Origin of the sequence: Cupriavidus sp. DF5525 (assembly GCF_040149425.2) — a bacterium.
In the GTDB taxonomy this organism is placed as follows: domain Bacteria; phylum Pseudomonadota; class Gammaproteobacteria; order Burkholderiales; family Burkholderiaceae; genus Cupriavidus; species Cupriavidus pickettii_A.
Genome location: NZ_CP168267.1, coordinates 739,575 through 760,877, shown reverse-complemented (window position 1 = coordinate 760,877; position 21,303 = coordinate 739,575). Strand labels below are relative to the sequence as shown.

The following is a 21,303-nucleotide window of genomic DNA, read 5'->3' as shown; positions in this document are numbered from 1 at the left end:
TGCCCCAGACAGGCGAATGACACAAAACTGAAAAATCACCGCGCTAATCTGGCGCGGCAGCGCTATTTGTTGGCGCCACGTGCATACGTGGTGGTAGTGGTCGAAAGCCGAACACAGAATCGGGACGACCGGAAGACAGGGGTCAAACAAACTTTGTGAGAGACAAGCAGGATGACGAAACGCATTGCATTGGTGACTGGCGGTATGGGCGGTTTGGGGGAGGCCATCAGCCTCAGGCTGCACGACGCCGGCTACGACGTGGTCGTGACGCATACGCCAGGCAACCCGAATGTGGACAACTGGCTCGCCACCATGGAGGCTGCCGGCCGCAATCTCCGTGCGTACGCGATGGACGTTGCGGACTACGATGCCTGCCAGGCAACGGTGGCAAAGATTCTTGCCGAGGTCGGCCAGGTCGACATTCTGGTGAATAACGCCGGCATTACCCGCGACATGGCCTTCAAGAAGATGGACAAGGTGAACTGGGACGCCGTGATTCGCACCAACCTGGATTCCGTGTTCAACGTGACCAAGCCTCTGTGTGACGGCATGGTGGAGCGGGGCTGGGGACGCATCATCAATATATCGTCCATCAATGGCTCCAAGGGTGCGTTCGGCCAAACCAACTATGCAGCCGCGAAGGCGGGTATGCATGGCTTCACCAAGTCGCTGGCGCTGGAGGTCGCTCGCAAGGGGGTGACGGTCAACACCATTTCTCCCGGCTACCTGGCGACCAAGATGGTCACCGCCGTGCCGCAGGAGATCATGGATACGAAGATCCTGCCTCAGATTCCGGTGGGGCGGCTCGGCAAGCCGGAGGAAGTGGCTGCCCTGGTTGCTTATCTGTGCTCCGAGGATGCAGGCTACGTGACCGGATCCAATATTGCGATCAACGGCGGGCAGCACATGCAATGACTGACGGGGCGGAACATGGTTCTGCCCCCTCTGCGACTCCGGATCGTGGGAGCACGTAGAGATCTACTTCGCACGCGATCCATCATCAGTCCCCCGCCTTTTAGGAAGACGACTGAGCGTACAGACGCGTGTCGGTAGAGCGATAAATCATTCACCATCGGAGAGCAGCGTGATCTTTACTCAGGAACAAATCTTGTCGGTACAGCAATGCAGCCTCGAATCCCTGTACAGCCTGACATCCAAGGCCATCGAAGGCTTCGAGAAGCTCGTTGAGCTGAATATGCAGGTCGCGAGAAAGGCGCTGACGGAAAATCTGGACGGCGCCAGGCGCGCGCTCTCCGCCAAAGATCCGCGGGAATTTCTCGAGGTCCACGCGTCGCTGGTGCAGCCGGCTGGCGAGAAGGCTATGGCATACGCCCGCCATTTCTATGAGATCACATCGGAAACCCAGAAAGAACTCGCCAAAGTGGCAAAGGCCATGCTGACGGAGGGCTCGCAGAACCTGCGGGAGGCTGTCGACAACCTCGCCAGGAATGCCCCGGCCGGCACGGAATCGGCCGTAGCGATCGTGAAGTCGGCTATTACCGCCGCCGACAACGCCTACGAGTCGGTGGAGAAGGCCGCGGCGCAGGCCGTGGAAATTGCTGAATCCAACATCCAGGCCGCTGCCACGGTGGCAACCAATGCCGCACAGCAAGTCGGCGTGACGGCTCGTGCCACCTCGAAGAAGACTTCAGCTTCCGCCTGATCCTGCTGCAGCGATCCCCTGAAGCCCGGCCTGCCTCGGTCGGGCTGGTTCTTCTTGCCGGGCGCGTGAAGCCGGCGAAGCAGCGGGTGGGGCTATGCGCGTTGACGGTCGGGATGGTGAAGCTGATCACGCAGTCTGGCCAGTCGCGCCTTGTGGCCGGCAAGCGACCGCGAGCCGGCCACGCTCCCTAACTACACTTCGGTCTGCTCTGCCATTTCGAGCGCGTCGTCCACTTCAATGCCAAGGTAGCGCACCGTGCTCTCAAGTTTGGTATGCCCAAGAAGCAGTTGAACGGCTCGCAGATTCTTCGTGCGCCGGTAGATCAGCGATGGTTTGGTGCGCCGGATGGAATGCGTTCCGTAAGCTGAATCGTCAAGGCCAATGGAGGCGACCCAGCGATGAACGATCCTCGCGTACTGTCGCGTTGACAGGTGCGGCGATGCGTGCAAGCGACTCGGAAAGAGATAGTCGCCCAGCTTAAGTCCGCGAGCATGAATCCAACACTGAACGCTTTGGCGAGTTTGTTCGGTGATTTCGAACTGCACTGGCCGCTGAGTTTTCTGCTGCATGACCGTTGCGCGAGTGCCAACCTGGTTGCCCACGCAGATGTCTTGCACGCGCAGGCGGGTCAGATCGCACGCTCGGAGCTTGCTGTCAATGGCAAGGTTGAACATCGCCAGTTCGCGAACATTCGTCGTAAGCTGAAGCCGAGTTCGTATCGCCCATATCTCGTTCAACTTCAGTGGAGGCTTTTGGCCCGTCAGCCTCCCTTTGTTCCATGGAACGTGACGCGTTTGGTCGAGAGCGGTTGTTTCCATGATGGTCTCCTTTCGGGTGAAGGGAAACCAGTCTGCGCCTCTGCCAGTGGTCGCTGATCGACCCTTCTCCGCCGGTCGGCCGGTCCAATTGTTCTGACTGAAGTCGCGACAAGAGCGGTCGCCCGGGTCGGTGTTGCGACCGTCGCCCGCAAGTTGGATGCCAGGTTTTGGCAGACGATCAGGCGGCAATGCAGGAGATCAGGCTTATGTTGTCGGATCGGCCAATGACGGGGCGAACGACAGGTTGCTCCCGCAAGATCGCGAGATGCTCACGCTTGCCTCGACCAGCGCTTTGATTGCCTTTGTCTTGATGCGCCGGACATCAGGGCTTGCGCCGATTAGCGTCAGACACGCGACTGCCTCGTTCTGAACATCGAGAATCGGCGCGCTCATGGCTGACAGTCCTGGGATGAGAACCGATTCTGCTTCGTCGTATCCGGCTCGCCGGATCGTCGAAAGACGCTCAAGCAACTTCACTGGCGGCTGTTCATGGTTCTTCGAAACGGCCAACTCGATCAGGTCATCTCTGACCTGATCGGGGGTGAAGGCGAGCAGCACGCGACCCGTGGCCGAATTTGTCAATTGGAATGTCGAGCCCACCGACAACGTAGTAATGAACGGCACATAGCTGCGTTCCCATCGCACGATAGTGGGGCCGCGATCGCCGAGCACACACAGGAGGGCGGGCAATCCCGTGCTAGAAACTAGCTGTGGCATCGCTTCACTGGCGAGGCGCAGATGATCAACACGCGCGAGGGCGGAGGCGCCGATGCGTACCGCCGTCGGCCCAAGGTCGTAGAGACCGGTGACTTCATCCTGTACCGCGAGACCGCTTGCCATTAGGCTCGCGAGGTAGCGATGCGCGAGGCTGTTTGGCATGCCGATGGCGCGCGCCAGATCGCGGAGGGGTGTCGCCTTACCCGCCTCGACAAGCGCAAGAAGAACCTCCGTTGCCTTGTCGGCCGACTGAATCCGGCGTCGTCCTCCGCCATTGCCGGTAGCAGTCGGCGGCGGGTCGTCCGTCGACACCGCCGATGGTTTTGCGATGGTTTTTTTTGCTTCTGTCAAAGCCGTCGATACTCCTCTCGGAAGGGGCGAACCTCGGATTCAGGGTGCGCGAACGGCCTTTAAGTTTATCACGGGCGATGACACGGGAATTCAGCCAGCTCCAGGCAAGCAGATGACGCGCGCATCGGCATTGCGCAGGCGGAGCGGCAAAATGCGCTGATAGTCTGTGGAGGTGTACCAGGCCGTGGCGTCCTCGGGGCTCTCGAACTCCAGAACCACGAACGTCCCGGTTTTGGCGTTGCCCTCGAGCACGTGGGGCGTGCCTCCCCGAATCAGGAACACGCCGCCATAGGAATCCAGCGTGGGCTGGACCTTGCTGGCGTACTCATCCCACTCCGCGCCGGGGGAATGGATGTCTACCTCGGCAAAAATGTAACCTTTCGTCATTTCGTCTCCCGTCAGAAGGATGAGGTGAAGTTCCCTGGAGGGTCGCAGGCCACCGTTCCCATCTTTGCCGGAATCGAGACTTCGAGAAGCTCGAGGTCTGGTGAGATCGCCAGCTCGTTGTGCTTGAGTCCGCCAGGGATCAGGAGCGATTCTCCCGCGCTGACGCGAATATGGCGGCCGTCCTCGAAGACCAGGTCGACCCAGCCGCGCAGCGTATAAATGAACTGCGAATCGCAGAGGTGATAGTGCCAGCCGGTTTGCTGCATTTCGCCCGTTGCAAGAGTTATCTGCGCGCGCATGCGGCCATCCGTGGCAGTCGTCACGCCCAGGTCCCGATACTTGAAGAATGAGCGGCGTCCCGGCACCAGTGGCGCCGTTTCGGGCGTGGCATAGGAAAGCCTTTGCGCAAGCGCTTCGGCGTCGGCAATCGACGTGGCGGAATGAACGTGTTCGGTGGATGAGTCCATGGTCTGCTCCGTGGGTGTTGTCGTTGTTAAATTTGCTGATTGGCGGGTTGCCGCCGTGGTGCCCCGCGTACCAGCACGTTGGCGCGTTCTTCCACACTCTTGATGATCGAAGTGAAATCGTCCTGGCTGCGTCCTTCTTCCATTGCCGTTTGCCAGACGCCCCGGGCCTGCTCTAGAACGCGCGCCGGGACGCCCAGATTGCGGGCCTCTGTGATGGCGAGCTCCACATCCTTAGCGAGGATTGACATGTGTGCCCCGAAGTCGAACGATCCAGGGAGGGCGAAGCGAGCAAGGATGTCTGCTGCTGCGCTCTGGCCGGTGCTGGATCGGATGACGTCGGCCATGGCGTCGGCGTTCAGGCCTGCTTTGGCGCCCATCGCCAACGCCTCCGATGCAACGGCCATGTTGGCGGCCAGCATGATGTTGTTCACCAGCTTCATCGCCTGTGCCTGGCCGGGCTGATCGCCCAGGTTGTGAATCGTCTTCGCGATGCGAGCCAGCGAGGGCATGGCGCGCGCAATGTCATGGCTCGCGCCGGCCAGCATGATGGACAGCGTGCCCGCACGCGCGGCGGACGGCCCACCACTGACTGGCGCGTCCACCGTGGCGATATGCTGACGATGAAGTCTCTGTGCGATGGAGGACACCGCAGTCGGACCGATCGTCGACATCTCGACGTACGTATGCAGCGCGTTGCCGGCCGCCACGCCGTCCTGGCCGAAAATCGCCGCTTCGCATACCGCCTGGCTTGGCAGGCAGGCCATGACGATGGCGGCGGCATCCGCCACCGAACGCGGACTGGCATGCGCCACCGCGCCAGCGTCCACAAGTCGCGACACGGCTTCCGCGTTAGGGTCGTAGACGTGCAGTCGGCACCCGGGATGAATAAGCCGCATTGCCATCGCGGCACCCATGTTGCCAAGGCCTAAAAAGCCGACGTGGGTAATCTCGCTCACGTTCGTATGTCTCCGTATCTGGGTAGATTTCCGCGCACCGCGTCTACCAGTTGGTGCCGCGTGCGGTGTGCTTCGGGTAGCGTTGCAGTGCCGGCCTTCACTCAGATCAACAGTTCGATCAGGAAGGGGCCGTCCTGGCGGAAGCTCTGCTTCATGAGGTCGGCGCACTGCTCGAGCGTCGTTGCGTGTGCGGCCTCCACCCCCATGCCGTTGGCGAGCCTGACCCAGTCGAGATCGGGATTCGACAGATCGAGCATGCTCATGGCCGTGGGTCCCGGTGATGCTCCGACGTTCTTGTACTCGCCGATCAGGATGTTGTACTTGCGGTTGGCCAACAGAATCGTCGTACAGGGGAGTCGTTCACGTGCCTGCGTCCAAAGCGACTGAAGCGAATACATCGCCGAGCCGTCAGCCTGCAGGCTGATAACCCGTCTCGAGCCCCCACAGGCCACCGCCGCGCCGGTTGCGACCGGGAGTCCGTCGCCAATGGCACCGCCGGTCAGTGAGAGCCAGTCATGTGGTGCTGCAGCGTGGGTGAATCGGTAGAAGCTGCGGCCATACGAAATGCTTTCGTCCGATACGATCGCGTTCTCCGGCATCAAGGCGGCGATCGTCTGGGCCAGCCCTTCCGGCGTGGGTGCACCGGTAACGATCTCCGGGCAGGGCTGCGCGGGCGGCATATCGACCACTGGCGCGTTCAGCGCCTCCGCCAGCGCGAGCAGGGCCGCTTCGGGATGCTGGTCGACGCGCGACAAATGATGGATCTGGGCTTCGCGCGGATACTGGAGGGACGGCTTGCCGGGGTAGGCGAAAAATCCGACTGGTGGCCTGGCGTTGACCAGGATGATGTGCCGAAACGATGCCATCATCGTGATGGCTTGATCGGTGTTGTAGGGCACCCGCTCGATCGGCAGACGGCCTCGTCCACGCGAGACCCGCCCCATCACGTACTCGTACTTCAGGGTCGCGCCCGTCGCGCTGGCAATGCGCCAGGCGAGCGCCTGCGCTTCGGGCAGCGCGCATTCGCCGCCAAGCAGGATCAGCACGTCATTGCTGTTCTGGCGCAGAATGCGCGCCGCATTATCGACGGCAAATGTATCGATCGATGGCGCTGACGGTACGGGCAATGCGCGCGCGGCAACGCCGCCCGCATCCCAGGACGTATCGGAAGGCAGGATCAGTGTGGCGATCTGTCCGGGCGCGGTGCGCGCAGCGGCTGCCGCGGCGGCCGCATCACGACCGACGTCGGCTGCGGACTGGCTCGTGCGGACCCATGCCGATACTGCGCCCGCAAGCGCGGCCGTATCGGCAGTGAGGGGCGCATCATACGGGCGGTGATAGGTCGCCTGATCTCCCACGATGTTGACGACCGCGCTATTAGCGCGGCGAGCGTTGTGAAGGTTCGCCCAGCCGTTGGCAAGTCCCGGGCCGCAATGCAATAGCGTGCTCGCGGGCTTCCGAGCCATGCGGAAATAGCCGTCGGCCATGCCGGTAACGACGTTCTCCTGCAGCCCCAGCACACACCGCATACCTGGAATCTGATCCAGGGCCGCGACGAAATGCATTTCGCTGGTGCCGGGATTGGCGAAGCAGGTATCGATGCCCGACTCGAGCAGTGTGGTGACCAGACTTTCGGCGCCATTCATGTTGTGTGTTCTCCGGTTCGATGAAGGTGGTTCGCGTGGGGGCAGCGCGAACGGGCAGGATCCGTCCAGCCGGAAACCGCCTTGGCTTCAAGAAACTCCTCAATGCCCCAGATCCCGCCTTCGCGGGCACGTCCGGACGCCTTGATGCCACCGAAAGGAGATCCCGGTGCGCGCGGCCTGCCATTCATCTCCACCATGCCCGAACGCAGCCGGCCCGCGACGCGGCGGCATCGTTCGTCATCAGTCGATTGCACGTAATTGGCCAGCCCATACGGCGTATCGTTCGCGATGGCGATCGCCTCTTCCTCGGTGTCGAAGGGAATGATTGAGAGCACAGGGCCGAAGATCTCCTCGCGGGCGATGGTCATCTGGTTGGTTACGTCGGCGAAAACGGTTGGCCGCACGAAGTAGCCACATTCGTGCGCTTCGGGACGCCCGGGGCCGCCTGCAACAAGTCGCGCGCCCTCCGCCATGCCTGTCTCGATCATCTCCTGGACTTTCCTGAATTGCGCCGCCGAGGTCAGCGGGCCGAAGAACTTCCCCGGCGCGCGCGCCGCCTCGGCCGCGAAGTTCTCGGTGATTTCCCGGGCCTCGTCGACTACGCGCGCATAGACCGAGCGCTCGACCAGCATGCGGGTAGGGGCGTTGCAGCTTTGGCCGGTGTTCTTGAAGCAATGGAGCACTCCGCGCCTGACCGCATCCGCATCCGCGTCGGCAAAGACGAGGTTGGCCCCTTTTCCGCCGAGCTCGAGCACCACTCGCTTGAGCGTTTCGGCTGCGGCCTTTGATATGGCGATGCCGGCACGGGTCGAGCCCGTGAAGCTGATCATGTCGATATCGGGATGGGACGACAGGCGCGCGCCGACTCCCGTGCCGTCCCCGTTCACGAGATTGAACACACCGTTCGGAAAGCCGGCGTCCTCGATGAATTCGGCAAAGAGCATCGAGGAGAGCGGCGCGATCTCGGATGGCTTCAGCACGACGGTGCATCCGGCCAGCAAAGCGGGCACGACTTTCAGCGTGACCTGATTCATGGGCCAGTTCCACGGGGTGATGAGGCCGGCGACGCCGATCGGCTCCATCAGGATCCGATCGTTGGGTGCACCTGTGCCGAGGGAACGTTCGAACGAGAACGTGCGAAACGCGGCAATGAAGTTCCTCATGTGATACGCGCCGGCACCGACATGTTCGGCCCGCGCCATGTCGACGGGCGCCCCCATCTCAAGGCTGATCATCCGCGCCATTTCCGCGGCGCGTCGTTCATAGATCTCCAGCAAGCGCTCTACCAGCCGAAGGCGCTCGCCCGGGCTGGTACGAGACCAGCCTGAGAAGGCTTGCCTTGCCGCCTGCACCGCGCGGTCGGCATCGAGCGCATCGCCGACAGATATCACCGCGCAGGGTTGCTCGGTGGATGGGTCGATCACCGCCAGGTCTTGGCGACGTGCGGGCGTGACCCACTCCCCATCGATATGGAATTGTCTCTTTTCAAGCACGTTGTCTCTCGTTGATTTGCGTTGCGGCAGGCCGACCGGCGCAGGGCCGCTGCCAATGAACCGAACGGTAGAACATCGAAGTGAGATTGTAAATAGGGTGTAAGCGTTATCCATAGGATAATTATTGTAGAGGTGACGCAAGGGGCGCTCCCCGAAAAAATTATCCTATGGATAACCATGAAACCCTATTTACAACATCGAGCGCTCCGTCTATGGTTCGATCCGACGGTCGCTTCCGACCGCAAAGACAACCCAGGAGACAACCACCATGACCCACCGCTTCAGCCCCATTTCTCATTTCCGTTCACGCCGCGCGGTACTGGCGCTGGCTGCCGTCATGCTGGCTGGTGCAGCGTTTCCGGCCGCGAGCCAGAGTCCCGCGTGGCCGGCACGGCCCATCCGCCTAGTGGTGGGTTTCGCTCCCGGCGGCGGAACGGACGTGATGGCGCGTGCGATTGCACAGTTGCTGAATGAAGCACTAGGGCAGACAGTGATCGTCGACAACAAGCCGGGGGCGAGCGGCAACCTGGCGGTCGGCGAAGTCGTGAGGGCGGCGCCGGACGGGTACACGTTTCTGATTGCGCCCACCTCGGTTGAGACGGCCAACCCATATCTGTTCAAGTCGAATCTCGTCCCGTCCCGGGATCTAACGCCCGTCATGGCGATCGGACGCGCCCAGATGTATCTGGTCGCCCGTCCAACGCTTGAGGCCAGGGACGCCAAGCAGTTCATCGCTTTGGCGAAGTCGCAACGAGCAAGATCACCATCGCGTCGGCCGGAACCGGGACGGCACCGCATCTCGCCGCCGAGCTATTCAACCAGAGCATCGGCACGTCGATCACGCAGGTGCCATACAAAGGCTCCGCCCCTGCGCTGCAGGATGTGATGGCCGGTCAGACGGACGTCGTATTCGACCCGGGGATTGGCTTCCCCCACATCCGAAGTGGCAAGGTCAAGCTGCTGGCAGTGGCGAGCGAGAGCAGGTCGCCGTTCTTTCCGGACGCACCGTCATACGCGGACCTGGGCATCCGCAATGCGAGTCTTGATGTCTGGTTCGGTGTCTGGTCACCGAATAAGGTCCCGGCCGACATCAGCGAGCGCTTTTCTGCGGCGTTAAAGAAGGTATTGGCCTCGCCAGTGCTCAAGCAACGGTTCGCGCAACTCGGCGCCGAACCGGTGGCACTGGACAAGTCAGCTTTCCGAAACCTGCTGACTGACGAGAGCAGGCGGCTGTCAACGCTGATCAAGGAGCGCGGGATCGTCGTCGAGTAAGCACCTCAGCGGCCACCCACCTCGGATTGTCCCGGACCCCTGCGGTCCGATTCCATATCAGCTTCCAGCAACCGGTCATCCGTGGCCGGATGTTCATCGCGGACTACAGCTTCTCTAGGCGGACCGATGTGTATCGGCGTACACGCGCAATGCGGCATTGAACATTTATTCCGCCGCGATCGGCTACACAAGCGGCTATTACCTCGGTACAGACAAGGATCACATTTTTGGGGTGGCGGTCGGCGTCAGGCACAAGTTCTGAACGCGCCGGGAGACCGAAGGAATAGGGGTGCACGCCCACTACGATGAAGGAATGGAGCCATAACTCGGACATCGACCTGGTTCCTGAACACCCGGAGCTTGCAAGGACGTCTGCGAAGGCTCAGGCGTTCTTTGACGTACGTATCAGTCGGATGTCCGCTCCGGGGAACGAACGTCGCGCAGAAGTAGGTCGGGAACTGGACATGAGGAAGGATCTTTTGGATGGCCGCAGCTAAGCGTAGAGCCGCCGTTCGGGGCGTGCTGTCGACCGTCGCTTCCTGGCCGGCTGCTGCCGCTGCGCTCCCTCCAAACTCGCATGCGCGTAGACAGGATCCACGTGACGCCGGCGTTGCCAGGGCGCGGCAATAAGGTTCGATAACGTTGTGCTTATCAAGCGGCGACGCGCCGCCCCCGGGGAGGGGGAGTTTGGTGAGGCCGGCTGGCAGTTCGTGGCACGGAGTACCCAATTCTCGACGGAACGGGGCCGCCTTCAGGGTGCGCCGAGCCAGCCTGCGGCGGGCGTTGCCGAAACTGGGCAAGGTCGGCGGCACAGCCGCACCAACTGCCGGAGTTGCTGTAAGCCCTCGGCCGCTGTGGAGAGGGATGGGTATCCCGGTTCGAGGCCTGTTACAGCAAAAGAGGCAGTCAGTGGCCGCACATTGTGAAGTAAAAGCACCTTGCCACGGGCGTATCCTTCTTGGAGCGGTACCGGCTGCTTGGCGCCGATAGTGGGGCAGGCAACGAGCGGCCTTGACCTTTTTTCGTTTATAGACGAAAATAGATTATGTATGAGATTCGACACTACCTGACTCCGGATCAGCGTGACATCTTCTACGAATGGTTAGTGGCTTGAAAGACAGCACCGCCAAGGTCTCCGTCGTTCGCCGCTTGAGCCGAGCAGGGCAACTTTGGCGATCACAAGTTTTGCAGAGATGGAGTTTGGGAGTTGCGTGTCGACGTGGGTGCCGGCTATCGCGTGTACTACGGCATCGCAAAGGGGCAGATCGTTCTGCTGTTGTGCGGTGGTGATAAGCGCACGCAGAGCGCTGACATTGACCGTGCTTGCGCGTATTGGCAAGACTGGCAACGGAGGGCCAACTAATGAAAGACCGACACCACGATGACGCGATGGCCGAAATGTTCCGCGAGGATCCGGCCTTCGCCTTAGAGACACTCAACGCCATTCTCGAGGATGGTGATCAAGCCGAACTGATGATTACGCTTCGTCAGCTGACCAAGGCGTTCGGCGGTGTCCAGGCCGTAGCTCAGCAAGCTCACTTGAATCCGACCCAACTCTATCGCACGCTGTCTCCGACCGGGAATCCCGTACTGAGCAATCTCTCGGCGATCCTCAAAGCGATGGGAATGCGCTTGGCGGTCCGTCCTGCGCATGGCGAGCCGGCTCATTCATAAAGTTCAGTTGCGCTTTGGCAGATGGGCCCAACTGAGGGCGGGCCAAGAGGCGGTTGAACATAACGCCCGTAGAGCGAATTTTTGCGTGTGTTCATTCATTCATAACAAACAAAAGACGCATAATAATCGTTATGTTAAATATTTTGCGCCTTCGGGCCGTTAAGCAGCTCTGGGCCGTCTGACCACCTCCCGGCGCGCTCCCAGGCTGCGCGCAGATCCACCCGTCCTTCTGCGCGCAGGTTTGCTATACTTGTCTCAGTAGTTGAACAAGTTCTTTTGGGAGAGGCGCATGCGCACCGTTCATTTCTCCGATGCCCGCAACAACCTGAAGGCGGTCATCGACCAAGCCATCGACGACCACGATGCCGTGCTGATCACGCGCCGCGACGCGCCCAACGCCGTCATCATGTCGCAAGAGCAGTACGACAGCTGGATGGAAACAATGTACCTGATGTCGAATCCGGCCAACGCCCAGCGCCTGATGGAATCGCTCGCGCAGCTGCGCCAGGGTAAGGGCGTGGAGCGCCAATTGATCGACCCGGACGCTGAATGACGCGCAAAGTCATCTTTGCCCCGCACGCCTGGGAGGAATATGTCTGGTGGCAGACCCAGGACAAGAAGATCCTCAAGCGCATCAACCAACTCATCGTCGAGTGCCAGCGCGACCCCTTTGAGGGCATCGGAAAGCCGGAGCCCTTGAAGGGCAACCTGTCTGGTGTCTGGTCACGCCGCATCGATGACGCCAACCGCTTCGTGTACACGGCTGACGACGACGCGGTTTACATCGCCGCCTGCCGCTACCACTACGGCGACAAGTAGCTCACTGCACAGACGGAGGACCGTTACCTGCGCATGCTCGCGCGCAATCTGTGCCGGCGCAACGGGCAGGTGGACGGGTATGGTTTGAAGTTCTGGTGCGGCGACACAGAAGATGCTGAGCGCCAACGTGTGATTGCCGCGGTTCGCGACAATTAAGAATAAGACGGTTGCAGGCCCCGGATTCGAGGATCCCACCCAAGACGGGCTGCCGTCTTTCGACGACCTCTACAAGCTCTGCGCTTGCCTGCAACACCCCAATTATAAGAGGCCTGATGCGCTTCCCGCAGCAGGGCTGGCCGTGCCAATAAATTGGCATCGCTCTAGAGCGATGCGATGGCCTAGGTGCGGTGGACAGAGTCACGCCCTACAAACCGCCCATTCATATCATACCATCCGCATCCTAGATATTAACTATTCGCCTCATTTTACAGCGGCGACTGGAGTTAGCCATGCTAACCGTCGCCCAAGAAACCTGCTGCAGCGCCAGCCGGGTATGGGCGAGTCGCCTCTGCTCTCGTTGACGCTCAAACCGCCCTGTCGCGCTTTTGGCCACGCCTTCACAGTTTTCGATTGTTACGTGACAACTGACGACGGCTAAGTGCGACTCTTGTCCGTAACCATTTTGAGCTTCTTGTGAAGCGGCGACGAGGGAGGCGGTTGCTGCCTGGCGTTCCGTACAGGTGAATACTGTATGGGTATACAGTGCACTGGTGGAAGGAGCTCACCATGCTAACCGTCGCCGCTGAATCCATTCATCCATCGCTATGGCTTGCCTCACAGCTTGCCCGAGGTAGCGCACGCACCGTTCCGACCGGGTATCCGTCGCTCGACAAGGAGCTGCCGGGCGGCGGCTGGCCGCTCAGTTGCCTGACGGAGTTGCTGCAGCGTCAACCGGATCGGCGAATTGCCCTTGTTACGCCCTGCTCTCGTTGCGCGCGCGAACCGCCCTGTCGCGTTTCTGGCGCCGCCGCACGCGCCTCAAGCGTTGGCACTCGCCAACTGGAGTGTCGCGCCCGCCCAGATTCTCTGGGTCGAAACCCGGAACACCGCTGATGCTTTGTGGGCCGCGGAGCAGATCTTGCGCACCGGGGACCTGCGGAGCGCTCGTCTTTTGGCAGTCGCACCTGCGTAACGATGCGCTTCGGCGTCTGCATCTTGCTGCCCAAGCCTCGGATGTCCTTTTCTTCGTTGTTCGTCCGACGGCCTGTGCACGCGATGCCTCGCCGGCGCCGCTGCGCCTCACGCTGGAGCCCGCATCGGACGGAATTCGTGTGCAGTTCGTTAAGCGTCGAGGCCCGCAGCAGGAATCGCCGCTTGACGTGGCGCTGCAGCCCTCCCCCGTTCAGTTGTATCGCCATGCTGCGCCTGTGGATCTGCCTACGCCTGTCGTCCCTGCCACTCGAAGTCTTTCGGCCGAACTGGTCCACTGAGCTGGCGGTTGCTGTCCTGGACAAGGAGCGCGTGCACTTGGCGTCGCCGCTGGCCATGGCGGCCGGCGTGAAACCGGCAATGCGCCGTGGCAGCGTGCAGATGATCGCACCGCAGACCATTCTCTTTGACCGCGACACTCTATGATTGCTGGGCAGTCCTACTACCGCCCGCATTCACCGTCCCTCGGCATGCGGGCTCATTTTTTTGGTAAGGCAGAACGTAGGCGAGCCGTTGGGCAGGTCGATTGCCTAGCAAGGTGCGACGGAGTCATACTGAGGGCGGGTAATGCAACCATTGCCCGATTTCTTCATGGACGTTCCGCGGCTCTCTGCTACTGGCTCGAGAGCCGCCTTTTTTCCGCGCCGATCGCCGGAGACGAGACATGGGCAGACCCCATGACGGACCCGCCGTAGTCGTCAACGGCTCGGGCGCGTGTCCTCGCTCAAGCCTGCTCGATAAGAAAGCGCTCGGGCCGCTTGCCCAGCCACGCCGGCGTCCGGCCGCGACCCGACCAGGTTTTCCCGGTCTTAGGATCCATGTACTTCGGCGGGAGCGGGGTTTTCTCCGTGCCAGCGGATGCTGCACCGGCAGGCCGGCCACGACGACGCCGAGGCGCCACATCTTCGGGCGAGAGGTTATACCGAATCATCAATTCGCGAATCTGTTCGATAACGCCCGCGACCTCAGTCGAACGCGCCTCTGCGATCTGCGCTTCCAAAGCTTCCTTTTGCTCCAGCAGTTGCTGATACGTTGCCATTTTTGCCTCCAATTTTTCGATCACCATTAACTTATACGCATTTCAAAGAAGACCTGCAAGGTATTCACTGTCTAAAGTCGGCCCCGAATGCAATTTGGCACGCTGTATTCGAACGTGGTTTCTTTGCGCGCGTCAAGGCGAAGAACATAGTGAAGGGGATGGCGTTCTGAAGTAAAGTCGGTCGCTTCTTGTACCGATTTGCTTTGTTCTCAGACTCGCAGAAACGGGGATGCCGGGTACCAGAGATTGCAGCAATGCAGCATCGCGCTAAGCCGATGGGCATCGGGTGCAGAGCCATGAATAGCTAAAGGCTTTTTTGTCTCAGGCCACACCTCCCCCTGTTTAACACATGGCGATTTGGACGGCTGGAGAGCCAATGGTCTTGTCGTGGGCCCGATTTTCTGCGTGCCTTGCTTTTGCGGCTGGACCGACTGTTTGATCTTGCGGTGGATCAAGTCACGGACGCGCGTTCTGTGTCAAATTCATGGCACAACAGTCGCTAGGGCGCCTGGGGATCCTCGGTATTTCCCCGAAGTTGCCTTCACATTGCCTTCCCTGAATAATCGCGCCCTCAGCCGCCATCACGCCGGTGCAGGGAGACGTTGTCGTCCACGAACAGAGGAGTGTCCACATGTTTTGCTTCGAGTATGGAACGAGCAATGTTTATGCGCAGCTTGGCTTTGCGGACGCCGATGAAATCCCGCTTAAGGCGGGCATTGTGAAAGACATCACCGACCGGATTCGAGGTGCCGGGCTGACGGTCTCGCAGGCTGCTACCCTTCTTGGTACATCCCAGACGGACCTTCTGTTGGCGGTCTCGGGGAAATTCCAATCCTTTCATGCAGCCGAGCTGCGAGGCTGGGTCAAGCGGTTAAGCTTGCCGTTGCAGTGTTCTTCGCAGTAAGCCGAGGACCCGCGACTAAGCCGTTGTAGCACTGGCAAAGAACGCTACTCGGTTTTTCCCTCTGAGAATGCGGTCGCACACGGGTATTGCCTCCGATCGCATCAGCCAGTTGGCAGATACGAGTTGGACGACTTTGACGGCCTTGTTTCCATTGCATTCGCAGCGCCCGGCCCTTGCCTGATACCGCTGCTGCTGCGACGCAGCATAGACCTAGCGCGCCCTCGGTGGCAAAGAAGTTTACGGTAACGGATCGGTGTGCGCATCCCCCGCGCGTCCCTCGCACCGCGGCGCTGATTGCCGTTCTCATCACTCTTCGTGGAATTCGATCCACGGACCAGCTGTCGTAGGTTCCATTTTCCGACCCCGGCAAAGGAGGCCACCATGCTAAGTCCGCACGAAATCGCTGCATTACTACTGCTCGGCGATGCACCGGATATCGATGATCTGGAACAACTGGACGGCTTGCTGGCTCACAAACTGGTCACGATGGAACACGGGCATGATAGCGACAATGCTTATCCCCGCCTGACAAGCCAAGGACATTCGATGCTCGAGGCCGTCCGAAGCATTCGGTAAGTCTTTCCGAGCTTGGTCTATCGCCGCGTTCCGGCAACGCCGTCCCTACGTACGCCCTCGCTTGTATAGGGTCGAAGGATGGCGAAAGCACAACGGCAGTGACCGTCCGGCAGTCGTCGTTGGACAGCAGCACCGTGATGGTAGACATTGTGCAGTCGGCACCAGCCGAGCTGGCCGGGCCGGGGCGAAAGGATGCTGCCGTGTCGTTATGCGCAGGTTTCGGTCTCCCACCAATAGGGGGAGCCCAGGATGGAGCGTAAATGTGATGATGTCGGTGACAGGTCTGCGAACAACCCGTCAATACTCATAGCCCTCGACCAATTGGCCGAGGGCTTTCCTCTTGTCGGCGATCGAACGCATATCGGCGAAAAGCAGGGCTTGTCTGTAGGCGGACCGGCGCGTGCGATGGCCGGGCCCATCGCGCCGACTAATGGGCCGAGATCGCCTCAAGCGACTTGCCGCGAGTCTCGATGCCGAGGCGATAGACGATAAACGATGCGGATAGGAAGCGGGCGGCGCTCAGCGGGAAAACGCCAGGCTGTCTGTCTAGCGGCAGCACCATGCCGATCAGTGTCGGGCCGACCAGCGAACAATTTCCGCCTTATTCGCCCAGCGAACGAAGGAACGTCGGTACCTTCGCGCGGCTGGTTGCCTGAACATGGGCGATGAGCGCGTAATCGACCTGCCTCACTCCGTACGTCTGAGCGATATCGTGTCGCAGTCGATGCCACAAATGACCGGTCATTTCAGCGTCGGCCATCGCTCTGTGCGCGCGCCCGGTCTTGGGCAATTGCAGCAAATCGACGAGTGTTGATAGCCTGTGATTTTGAGCGTGTGGGTAGATACGCCTGGAGGTGAGCATCGTACACGCGAAGTGCTGATTGGCTGCGATGTCCAGAAGCCCAAGCTCGGCTTGCCAAAACCTTCGGTCAAATCCGGCATTGTGGGCTACCACCGGATGTCTGCCGACAAACCGGGCCGCTTCACTCATGACCTTCGATGCGGCAGGCGCATCTGCGATCATGTCATTGGTGATTCCGGTCAGGCTTACAACCTGCGGGGGGATACGCCTTCCAGCGTTCATCAAGCTTTGATAACTGTCGACAATCTCGCCGTCGCGCAGCAAGATGACAGCAATTTCCGTGGCTCGGTCACCGAGACTTGGCGACAATCCCGTCGTTTCAAAATCCAGAACCGCGACCGTCTGCATCCTGCTTCTAAGTTGTTTGGTGCCGACGGCGAGACTCGAACTCGCACAGCTTTCGCCACTACCCCCTCAAGATAGCGTGTCTACCAATTTCACCACGTCGGCTGGGGAGAAACAATATTGCCTGGCGTCCGGGATTTCAGGGCTTCCAACTCTCGCAGAGACATTTGCCTTCGCTTAAGCCCCATACGCTCGGAAATCGTTTCAAGCTTCGCATTCTAACCTAAAATCCGCGCTCTGGTCCCGCCGCGGACGGGACCGACGGTGCTGTGCAAGAGGAAATGACTTGCGAGCGTGACGCCAATCCCAAGCACCAAATGGATTCGCCTAATCTAACAGGCTGCTGAAGTACCTCGACCCCGAGTCAGCGCATCGACAGGTAGAAACGTTGATCTGAGAACTCAACACGATTCACTCTCCGACTTCACTCTCCGACATCGCATGCGCGGCGCAGACACCTTCACCGAAAGCTTGTTCACCATGCGGCGGCTGGACGATTTCGTGCCCAAGTCCCATCCACTGCGCCCGATCCGCACCATGGTCAATCAGGCCTTGGCGAAGATGGATCGGCTGTTCGCGGGGATGTATGAGGCCGACATCAAGGGCGGTCGCCCGAGCATCGCGCCGGAGAAGCTGCTGCGAGCGATGTTGCTGCAGGTGCTCTACAGCATTCGGTCCGAGCGCCAACTTATGGAGCAGACGCAGTACAACCTGCTGTTTCGCTGGTTCATCGGGTTGTCGATGGACGACGCAGTCTGGGTGCCCACGGTATTCACCAAGAACCGCGCGCGTCTGATCCAACACGACGCGGTAATCGAATTCTTCAACGAGGTGCTGGCCCTTGCGCAGAAGAAGAACTGGCTGTCGGGCGAGCACTTCAGCGTGGACGGCACGCTGATTCAGGCGTGGGCAGGCCACAAGAGCTTTGTCCGCAAGGATGGAAGCGACGGCGACGACGATAGCGGCAACTTCAGGGGGCACCAGCGCAGCAACGAGACGCATCAATCCAGTACCGATCCAGATGCGAAGCTTTATCGCAAAGGCAAGACTGGCAGTGAACTGCGCTACATGGGGCATACGTTGAGTGACAACCGCCACGGCCTGGTGGTCAGCGCCCTGGTGAGCACCGCTGATGGACACGCCGAGCGCGAGGCTGCCAAAATCATGCTCAACGATGCCCGGCAGGTGACGGACAATCCGGACACCGAAATCACAGTGGGCGCAGACAAGGGCTACGACGCGCAGGAGTTTATTGAGGCCTGCCTGGAGATGAAGGTGACGCCGCATGTGGCGCAAAACACCTCGGGTCGGCGCTCGGCGGTTCCTGATGCCATTGCCCGCAGCGAGGGATATGCCATCTCGCAGCAAAAGCGCAAGCTGATCGAGCAAGGCTTCGGCTGGGTCAAGACGGTTGGGCGCATGCGCCAGGTGATGGTGCGCGGACTGAAGCGAGTCGACCAGATGTTCGTGCTGAGCATGGCCGCCTACAACCTCGTGCGCATGCGTTCGCTGGGACAAATCCGTCCGCAGTTGCAGTAAGCGGGCAAAGAAGGCCGGAAATGGGCGCCCAACAGCCGAAAAACTCGATTCAGGGGCGCGTAGCTTTCGGATTGTGAAATCAAGCAGTGCTTACCTGCACAGGCGGAAAGCATACCGTTTGTGCGGGGAGTACTTCAGCAGCCTGCTAAACTAAGGCCCATGCTCACGGATGATCTCTACTTGTTCATCGATGATGGCCAGGAGCTCAGCCATTGAGCCGAAGAAGCGCTGTCGTACCCGTTGAAGCGATTTTCGCTCGCTGGCCGAACGCACGAGTTCATAGCTGTCGCCCTCTTGCGAAAGTCGGATAACCCGCAACTCCTTGCTGGGCGGAACTTTCAGCCAGTACGAATACCCGTTCCTTATCCCTTTGTCCGTGCGCTCGCGGGGAATCAAATATGGCCGGGCAAGCATTATTTCGGCGTGAATCGCTTCAAAGGACATGACGCTATTCTCAAAAAGCGATATCCCTGCAGCTGTCCAGGGGCGAATGCATTCTACCGAGTCGTGCGTCGAGCGCAGTTAAGCTTCTTCTGCAATCAGAAACCGGTTCGGGTTCTTACCCAGCCAGGCGGGCGCACGGCCCCGACCCGACCAGGTTTTTCCGGTCTTGGGGTCACGATACTTCGGAGGCAGCTCGGACTTCGACTTGCTTGCACCGCTCCCCGCCGGGCGTCCGCGCCGGCGCTTGGTAATGTCCTCGACTGTCAGGTCATACTCCGCCATCAGAGTCTGGATCTGCTCGACGGCACCTGCTACTTCCTTGGCACGCACTTCTTCCAGGTGGCCTTCGAGCGCCCGCTTCTGGGCCATCAACTCCTTATATGTAGCCATACGATTCTTCCTTTCTTAGGTCTGAGAGAAGACAGTGTGAATTAAAACTGGAATGCACAACTGCCCTCACCTTATCACAGGAGTGCGTAGTCCGATCCCAAAGATCTCGAGGGCGTTGTTGCATAAATCCGGGTGTGCTCGCTGACGTTTACGCGCAACAGCCAGGGCGGCACGTCTGTTAACTTTCCGGGGACTTGCGTAGATTCTCGACTTTTTCCCGAGAAGATGCGCAAGGACGAACACAAGCGAAGCGAGCCGAAAGGTGTCTATCGTGTCAGGAACTGGGCGAGCTACAACGCTGGCTTGATTGCGAGAGGCGACGTGACGATGTGGATTGACGAAAGCGTACTGCGCACGGCGCCCGAGGACACATCGCCCAGGCGGGGGCGCCCGCACGTCTACTCGGACGCAGCGATTCAGATGCTGCTCGGGCTCAAGCAAGTCTTCCATCTGCCTCTGCGGGCTCTTCAGGGCTTCGCGTGTAGCCTGCGCGAGCTCGCATTCCCCGACCTGCCGGTACCCAACTACACGACGCTGAGCCGTCGTGCGCAGGAGCTCGCGGTGAAGTTGCCCGCCATGCACGCCGGCGAGCCGATGCACCTGCTGGTGGACAGCACCGGCGTAAAGCTGTACGGCGAAGGCGAATGGAAGGTGCGCAAACACGGATATTCGAAGCGGCGCACCTGGCGCAAGGTGCATCTGGCTCTGGATGCGAAGAGCGGCCAGGTATGCGCGGCACTGATGACGCATCAAGACATCGCCGATGCCGACGTGTTGTCCGATCTGCTCGATCAGATTCCTGCAGACGTGCCGATCGGAACCGTCGGTGGTGACGGCGCGTATGACACGAGGCAATGCCACGCTCAAATCGAAGCCCGCGGGGCGCAACCGTCGATCCCACCGCGCGAAGGTGCTGCGCCTTGGTCTGAGAGAACGCCCGGCGCGCAGTGGCGCAACGAGGCCATCAGCGCCATTGCGCAAAACGGGCGAGAGGAATGGAAGAAGGGCTGCGGCTACCACCGCCGCTCGCTGGTGGAGAACCTGATGTACCGGCTCAAGACGCTCACGGGCAATCGCCTGTGGGCGCGTGGCATCGGCTCGCAAGCAACAGAAGTGGCGATCCGCGTAGGCGTGCTTAACCGCATGGCCGCTCTCGCACGCCCGCAGTCCGTCCGCGTCGCCTGATTTTCGGATCACAGGAGCCACCGTGTCTTCAAGTCCGATTTATGCAACAACGCCGATCTCGAGTAGAAATATTTTTTTCTCCTGCATGCTTGCAGCAGCAATATGGGTCAACGCAGGACAAGGACTAGCGATTGGGCAGCGAGGGACGAAGGGCATCCGCTGACCTTAACTCGGCGCTCCGGCCATGCTCTGAGCCCATTCCAGTATCGGCTCGAACCGAGATGGCAGCAGTTGCTGGGCCTCCGCAAATGTCACCCAGCGAAACTCGTGGTGCTCTGGGCGCCCTAGTTCAGAGCTAATTGGTAAGCTCACCTCCCCGTTGGGGGACACCGCAAGATAGAAGCGCGCAATCTTGCCGTTCGCATAAGGTTCCGTTTCGCGATAGTCCTCCCCCCAACGAAGCTCAAGCATTGACAAGCCGGTTTCCTCCCTGGATTCCCGCATCGCGGCCGATAACGGCTGTTCGTTAGACTCTGGCATGCCTTTGGGCATGTCCCAATTTCGATATGCACGTAGGATCAGGCAGAGCCACTGACCAGCAGTAGGTCGGAGCACAACCAACCCAGCAGAATGCTTAATGAGCCTCATTGTCTGTTTCTCTCACACC

General features: G+C 60.3%; 23 protein-coding genes, 1 tRNA gene and 3 pseudogenes. 14 read left to right on the top strand and 13 right to left on the bottom strand.

Annotated features, from left to right (window positions below; translation table 11 throughout):
* Window positions 1–171 precede the first annotated feature (171 nt).
* Window positions 172–915: an acetoacetyl-CoA reductase gene (gene phbB / locus ABNX08_RS38000; RefSeq protein WP_022540249.1), complete on the top strand. Its 744-nt coding sequence runs from the start codon at window positions 172–174 to the stop codon at window positions 913–915.
* 169 nt (window positions 916–1,084) lie between these two features.
* Window positions 1,085–1,663 carry a phasin family protein gene (locus ABNX08_RS37995; protein WP_022540248.1) on the top strand — a complete coding sequence of 193 codons (579 nt, stop codon included), beginning with the start codon at window positions 1,085–1,087 and terminating at the stop codon, window positions 1,661–1,663.
* Window positions 1,664–1,854: 191 nt separating this feature from the next.
* Here the strand turns inward: ABNX08_RS37995 and ABNX08_RS37990 are convergent, their stop codons facing one another.
* The 7 genes from ABNX08_RS37990 to ABNX08_RS37960 all read right to left on the bottom strand — a co-directional run bounded on the left by ABNX08_RS37990 (window position 1,855) and on the right by ABNX08_RS37960 (window position 8,498).
* Window positions 1,855–2,481: a tyrosine-type recombinase/integrase gene (locus ABNX08_RS37990; RefSeq protein WP_022540247.1), complete on the bottom strand. Its 627-nt coding sequence runs from the start codon at window positions 2,479–2,481 to the stop codon at window positions 1,855–1,857.
* Between the two features lie 204 nt (window positions 2,482–2,685).
* Entirely contained in the window at window positions 2,686–3,549 is an 864-nt protein-coding gene (locus ABNX08_RS37985; RefSeq protein ID WP_022540246.1) for an IclR family transcriptional regulator, read from the bottom strand.
* Window positions 3,550–3,639: 90 nt separating this feature from the next.
* Window positions 3,640–3,936: a DUF1330 domain-containing protein gene (locus tag ABNX08_RS37980; RefSeq protein ID WP_022540245.1), complete on the bottom strand. Its 297-nt coding sequence runs from the start codon at window positions 3,934–3,936 to the stop codon at window positions 3,640–3,642.
* Window positions 3,937–3,947: 11 nt separating this feature from the next.
* Window positions 3,948–4,403 (bottom strand): cupin domain-containing protein, encoded by a 456-nt coding sequence (locus ABNX08_RS37975; protein WP_022540244.1) that lies wholly within the window; start codon window positions 4,401–4,403, stop codon window positions 3,948–3,950.
* 26 nt (window positions 4,404–4,429) lie between these two features.
* On the bottom strand, window positions 4,430–5,359 hold the full coding sequence (locus ABNX08_RS37970) for an NAD(P)-dependent oxidoreductase (protein ID WP_022540243.1): 930 nt from the start codon (window positions 5,357–5,359) through the stop codon (window positions 4,430–4,432).
* Between the two features lie 101 nt (window positions 5,360–5,460).
* Window positions 5,461–7,005 (bottom strand): acetolactate synthase large subunit, encoded by a 1,545-nt coding sequence (locus tag ABNX08_RS37965; protein ID WP_022540242.1) that lies wholly within the window; start codon window positions 7,003–7,005, stop codon window positions 5,461–5,463.
* Entirely contained in the window at window positions 7,002–8,498 is a 1,497-nt protein-coding gene (locus ABNX08_RS37960; protein ID WP_022540241.1) for an aldehyde dehydrogenase family protein, read from the bottom strand. The genes ABNX08_RS37965 and ABNX08_RS37960 overlap by 4 nt, the downstream gene beginning before the upstream one ends.
* A 268-nt stretch (window positions 8,499–8,766) precedes the next feature.
* Here ABNX08_RS37960 and ABNX08_RS37955 point away from each other — a divergent pair.
* From ABNX08_RS37955 to ABNX08_RS37920, 8 genes and pseudogenes are all read left to right on the top strand, one after another.
* A pseudogene (locus ABNX08_RS37955) lies at window positions 8,767–9,186 on the top strand (Bug family tripartite tricarboxylate transporter substrate binding protein); the annotation flags it as partial.
* A 71-nt stretch (window positions 9,187–9,257) separates the two neighbouring features.
* Window positions 9,258–9,770 carry a tripartite tricarboxylate transporter substrate binding protein gene (locus ABNX08_RS37950; protein ID WP_349604519.1) on the top strand — a complete coding sequence of 171 codons (513 nt, stop codon included), beginning with the start codon at window positions 9,258–9,260 and terminating at the stop codon, window positions 9,768–9,770.
* Between the two features lie 1,045 nt (window positions 9,771–10,815).
* Window positions 10,816–11,133, top strand: a pseudogene (locus ABNX08_RS37945) (type II toxin-antitoxin system RelE/ParE family toxin).
* On the top strand, window positions 11,133–11,444 hold the full coding sequence (locus ABNX08_RS37940) for a DNA-binding protein (protein WP_022540235.1): 312 nt from the start codon (window positions 11,133–11,135) through the stop codon (window positions 11,442–11,444). The pseudogene ABNX08_RS37945 and the gene ABNX08_RS37940 overlap by 1 nt, the downstream one beginning before the upstream one ends.
* A 289-nt stretch (window positions 11,445–11,733) precedes the next feature.
* A complete protein-coding gene (locus ABNX08_RS37935) occupies window positions 11,734–11,997 on the top strand; it encodes a type II toxin-antitoxin system Phd/YefM family antitoxin (protein WP_022540234.1) in 264 nt (87 codons plus the stop codon).
* Complete coding sequence (locus ABNX08_RS37930) at window positions 11,994–12,263, top strand: Txe/YoeB family addiction module toxin (protein WP_022540233.1); 270 nt, start codon at window positions 11,994–11,996, stop codon at window positions 12,261–12,263. The genes ABNX08_RS37935 and ABNX08_RS37930 overlap by 4 nt, the downstream gene beginning before the upstream one ends.
* A 726-nt stretch (window positions 12,264–12,989) precedes the next feature.
* A pseudogene (gene imuA / locus ABNX08_RS37925) lies at window positions 12,990–13,693 on the top strand (translesion DNA synthesis-associated protein ImuA).
* Entirely contained in the window at window positions 13,620–13,838 is a 219-nt protein-coding gene (locus ABNX08_RS37920; protein WP_022540232.1) for a hypothetical protein, read from the top strand. Before imuA ends, ABNX08_RS37920 begins: the two are co-directional and overlap by 74 nt.
* A 298-nt stretch (window positions 13,839–14,136) precedes the next feature.
* On the opposite strand, the gene ABNX08_RS37915 is transcribed toward ABNX08_RS37920, so the two are convergent.
* The gene (locus ABNX08_RS37915) at window positions 14,137–14,451 is read right to left on the bottom strand and encodes an H-NS family nucleoid-associated regulatory protein (protein WP_022540231.1); all 315 of its coding nucleotides are present in this window, start codon (window positions 14,449–14,451) and stop codon (window positions 14,137–14,139) included.
* A gap of 631 nt (window positions 14,452–15,082) precedes the next feature.
* Here ABNX08_RS37915 and ABNX08_RS37910 point away from each other — a divergent pair.
* Together ABNX08_RS37910 and ABNX08_RS37905 are read left to right on the top strand one after the other, a co-directional pair.
* The gene (locus ABNX08_RS37910) at window positions 15,083–15,355 is read left to right on the top strand and encodes an XRE family transcriptional regulator (RefSeq protein WP_022540230.1); all 273 of its coding nucleotides are present in this window, start codon (window positions 15,083–15,085) and stop codon (window positions 15,353–15,355) included.
* A 381-nt stretch (window positions 15,356–15,736) separates the two neighbouring features.
* The gene (locus ABNX08_RS37905) at window positions 15,737–15,931 is read left to right on the top strand and encodes a hypothetical protein (protein ID WP_022540229.1); all 195 of its coding nucleotides are present in this window, start codon (window positions 15,737–15,739) and stop codon (window positions 15,929–15,931) included.
* Between the two features lie 601 nt (window positions 15,932–16,532).
* Here ABNX08_RS37905 and ABNX08_RS37900 read toward each other — a convergent pair.
* Window positions 16,533–17,141 (bottom strand): PolC-type DNA polymerase III, encoded by a 609-nt coding sequence (locus tag ABNX08_RS37900; RefSeq protein ID WP_022540227.1) that lies wholly within the window; start codon window positions 17,139–17,141, stop codon window positions 16,533–16,535.
* 17 nt (window positions 17,142–17,158) lie between these two features.
* Window positions 17,159–17,243 (bottom strand) — tRNA-Leu (locus ABNX08_RS37895).
* Window positions 17,244–17,579: 336 nt separating this feature from the next.
* Here ABNX08_RS37895 and ABNX08_RS37890 point away from each other — a divergent pair.
* Entirely contained in the window at window positions 17,580–18,677 is a 1,098-nt protein-coding gene (locus ABNX08_RS37890; RefSeq protein WP_374063806.1) for an IS5 family transposase, read from the top strand.
* Between the two features lie 150 nt (window positions 18,678–18,827).
* Here ABNX08_RS37890 and ABNX08_RS37885 read toward each other — a convergent pair whose 3' ends face one another.
* Window positions 18,828–19,121, bottom strand: a complete 294-nt coding sequence (locus tag ABNX08_RS37885; protein WP_022540225.1) for a hypothetical protein — start codon at window positions 19,119–19,121, stop codon at window positions 18,828–18,830.
* 78 nt (window positions 19,122–19,199) lie between these two features.
* Window positions 19,200–19,511 (bottom strand): H-NS family nucleoid-associated regulatory protein, encoded by a 312-nt coding sequence (locus tag ABNX08_RS37880; protein ID WP_022540224.1) that lies wholly within the window; start codon window positions 19,509–19,511, stop codon window positions 19,200–19,202.
* 225 nt (window positions 19,512–19,736) lie between these two features.
* On the opposite strand from ABNX08_RS37880, the gene ABNX08_RS37875 reads away from it, so the two are divergent.
* The gene (locus ABNX08_RS37875) at window positions 19,737–20,696 is read left to right on the top strand and encodes an IS5 family transposase (RefSeq protein ID WP_022538159.1); all 960 of its coding nucleotides are present in this window, start codon (window positions 19,737–19,739) and stop codon (window positions 20,694–20,696) included.
* Between the two features lie 165 nt (window positions 20,697–20,861).
* Here the strand turns inward: ABNX08_RS37875 and ABNX08_RS37870 are convergent, their stop codons facing one another.
* Entirely contained in the window at window positions 20,862–21,284 is a 423-nt protein-coding gene (locus ABNX08_RS37870) for an NUDIX domain-containing protein (RefSeq protein ID WP_022540223.1), read from the bottom strand.
* Between the last annotated feature and the right edge of the window lie 19 nt (window positions 21,285–21,303).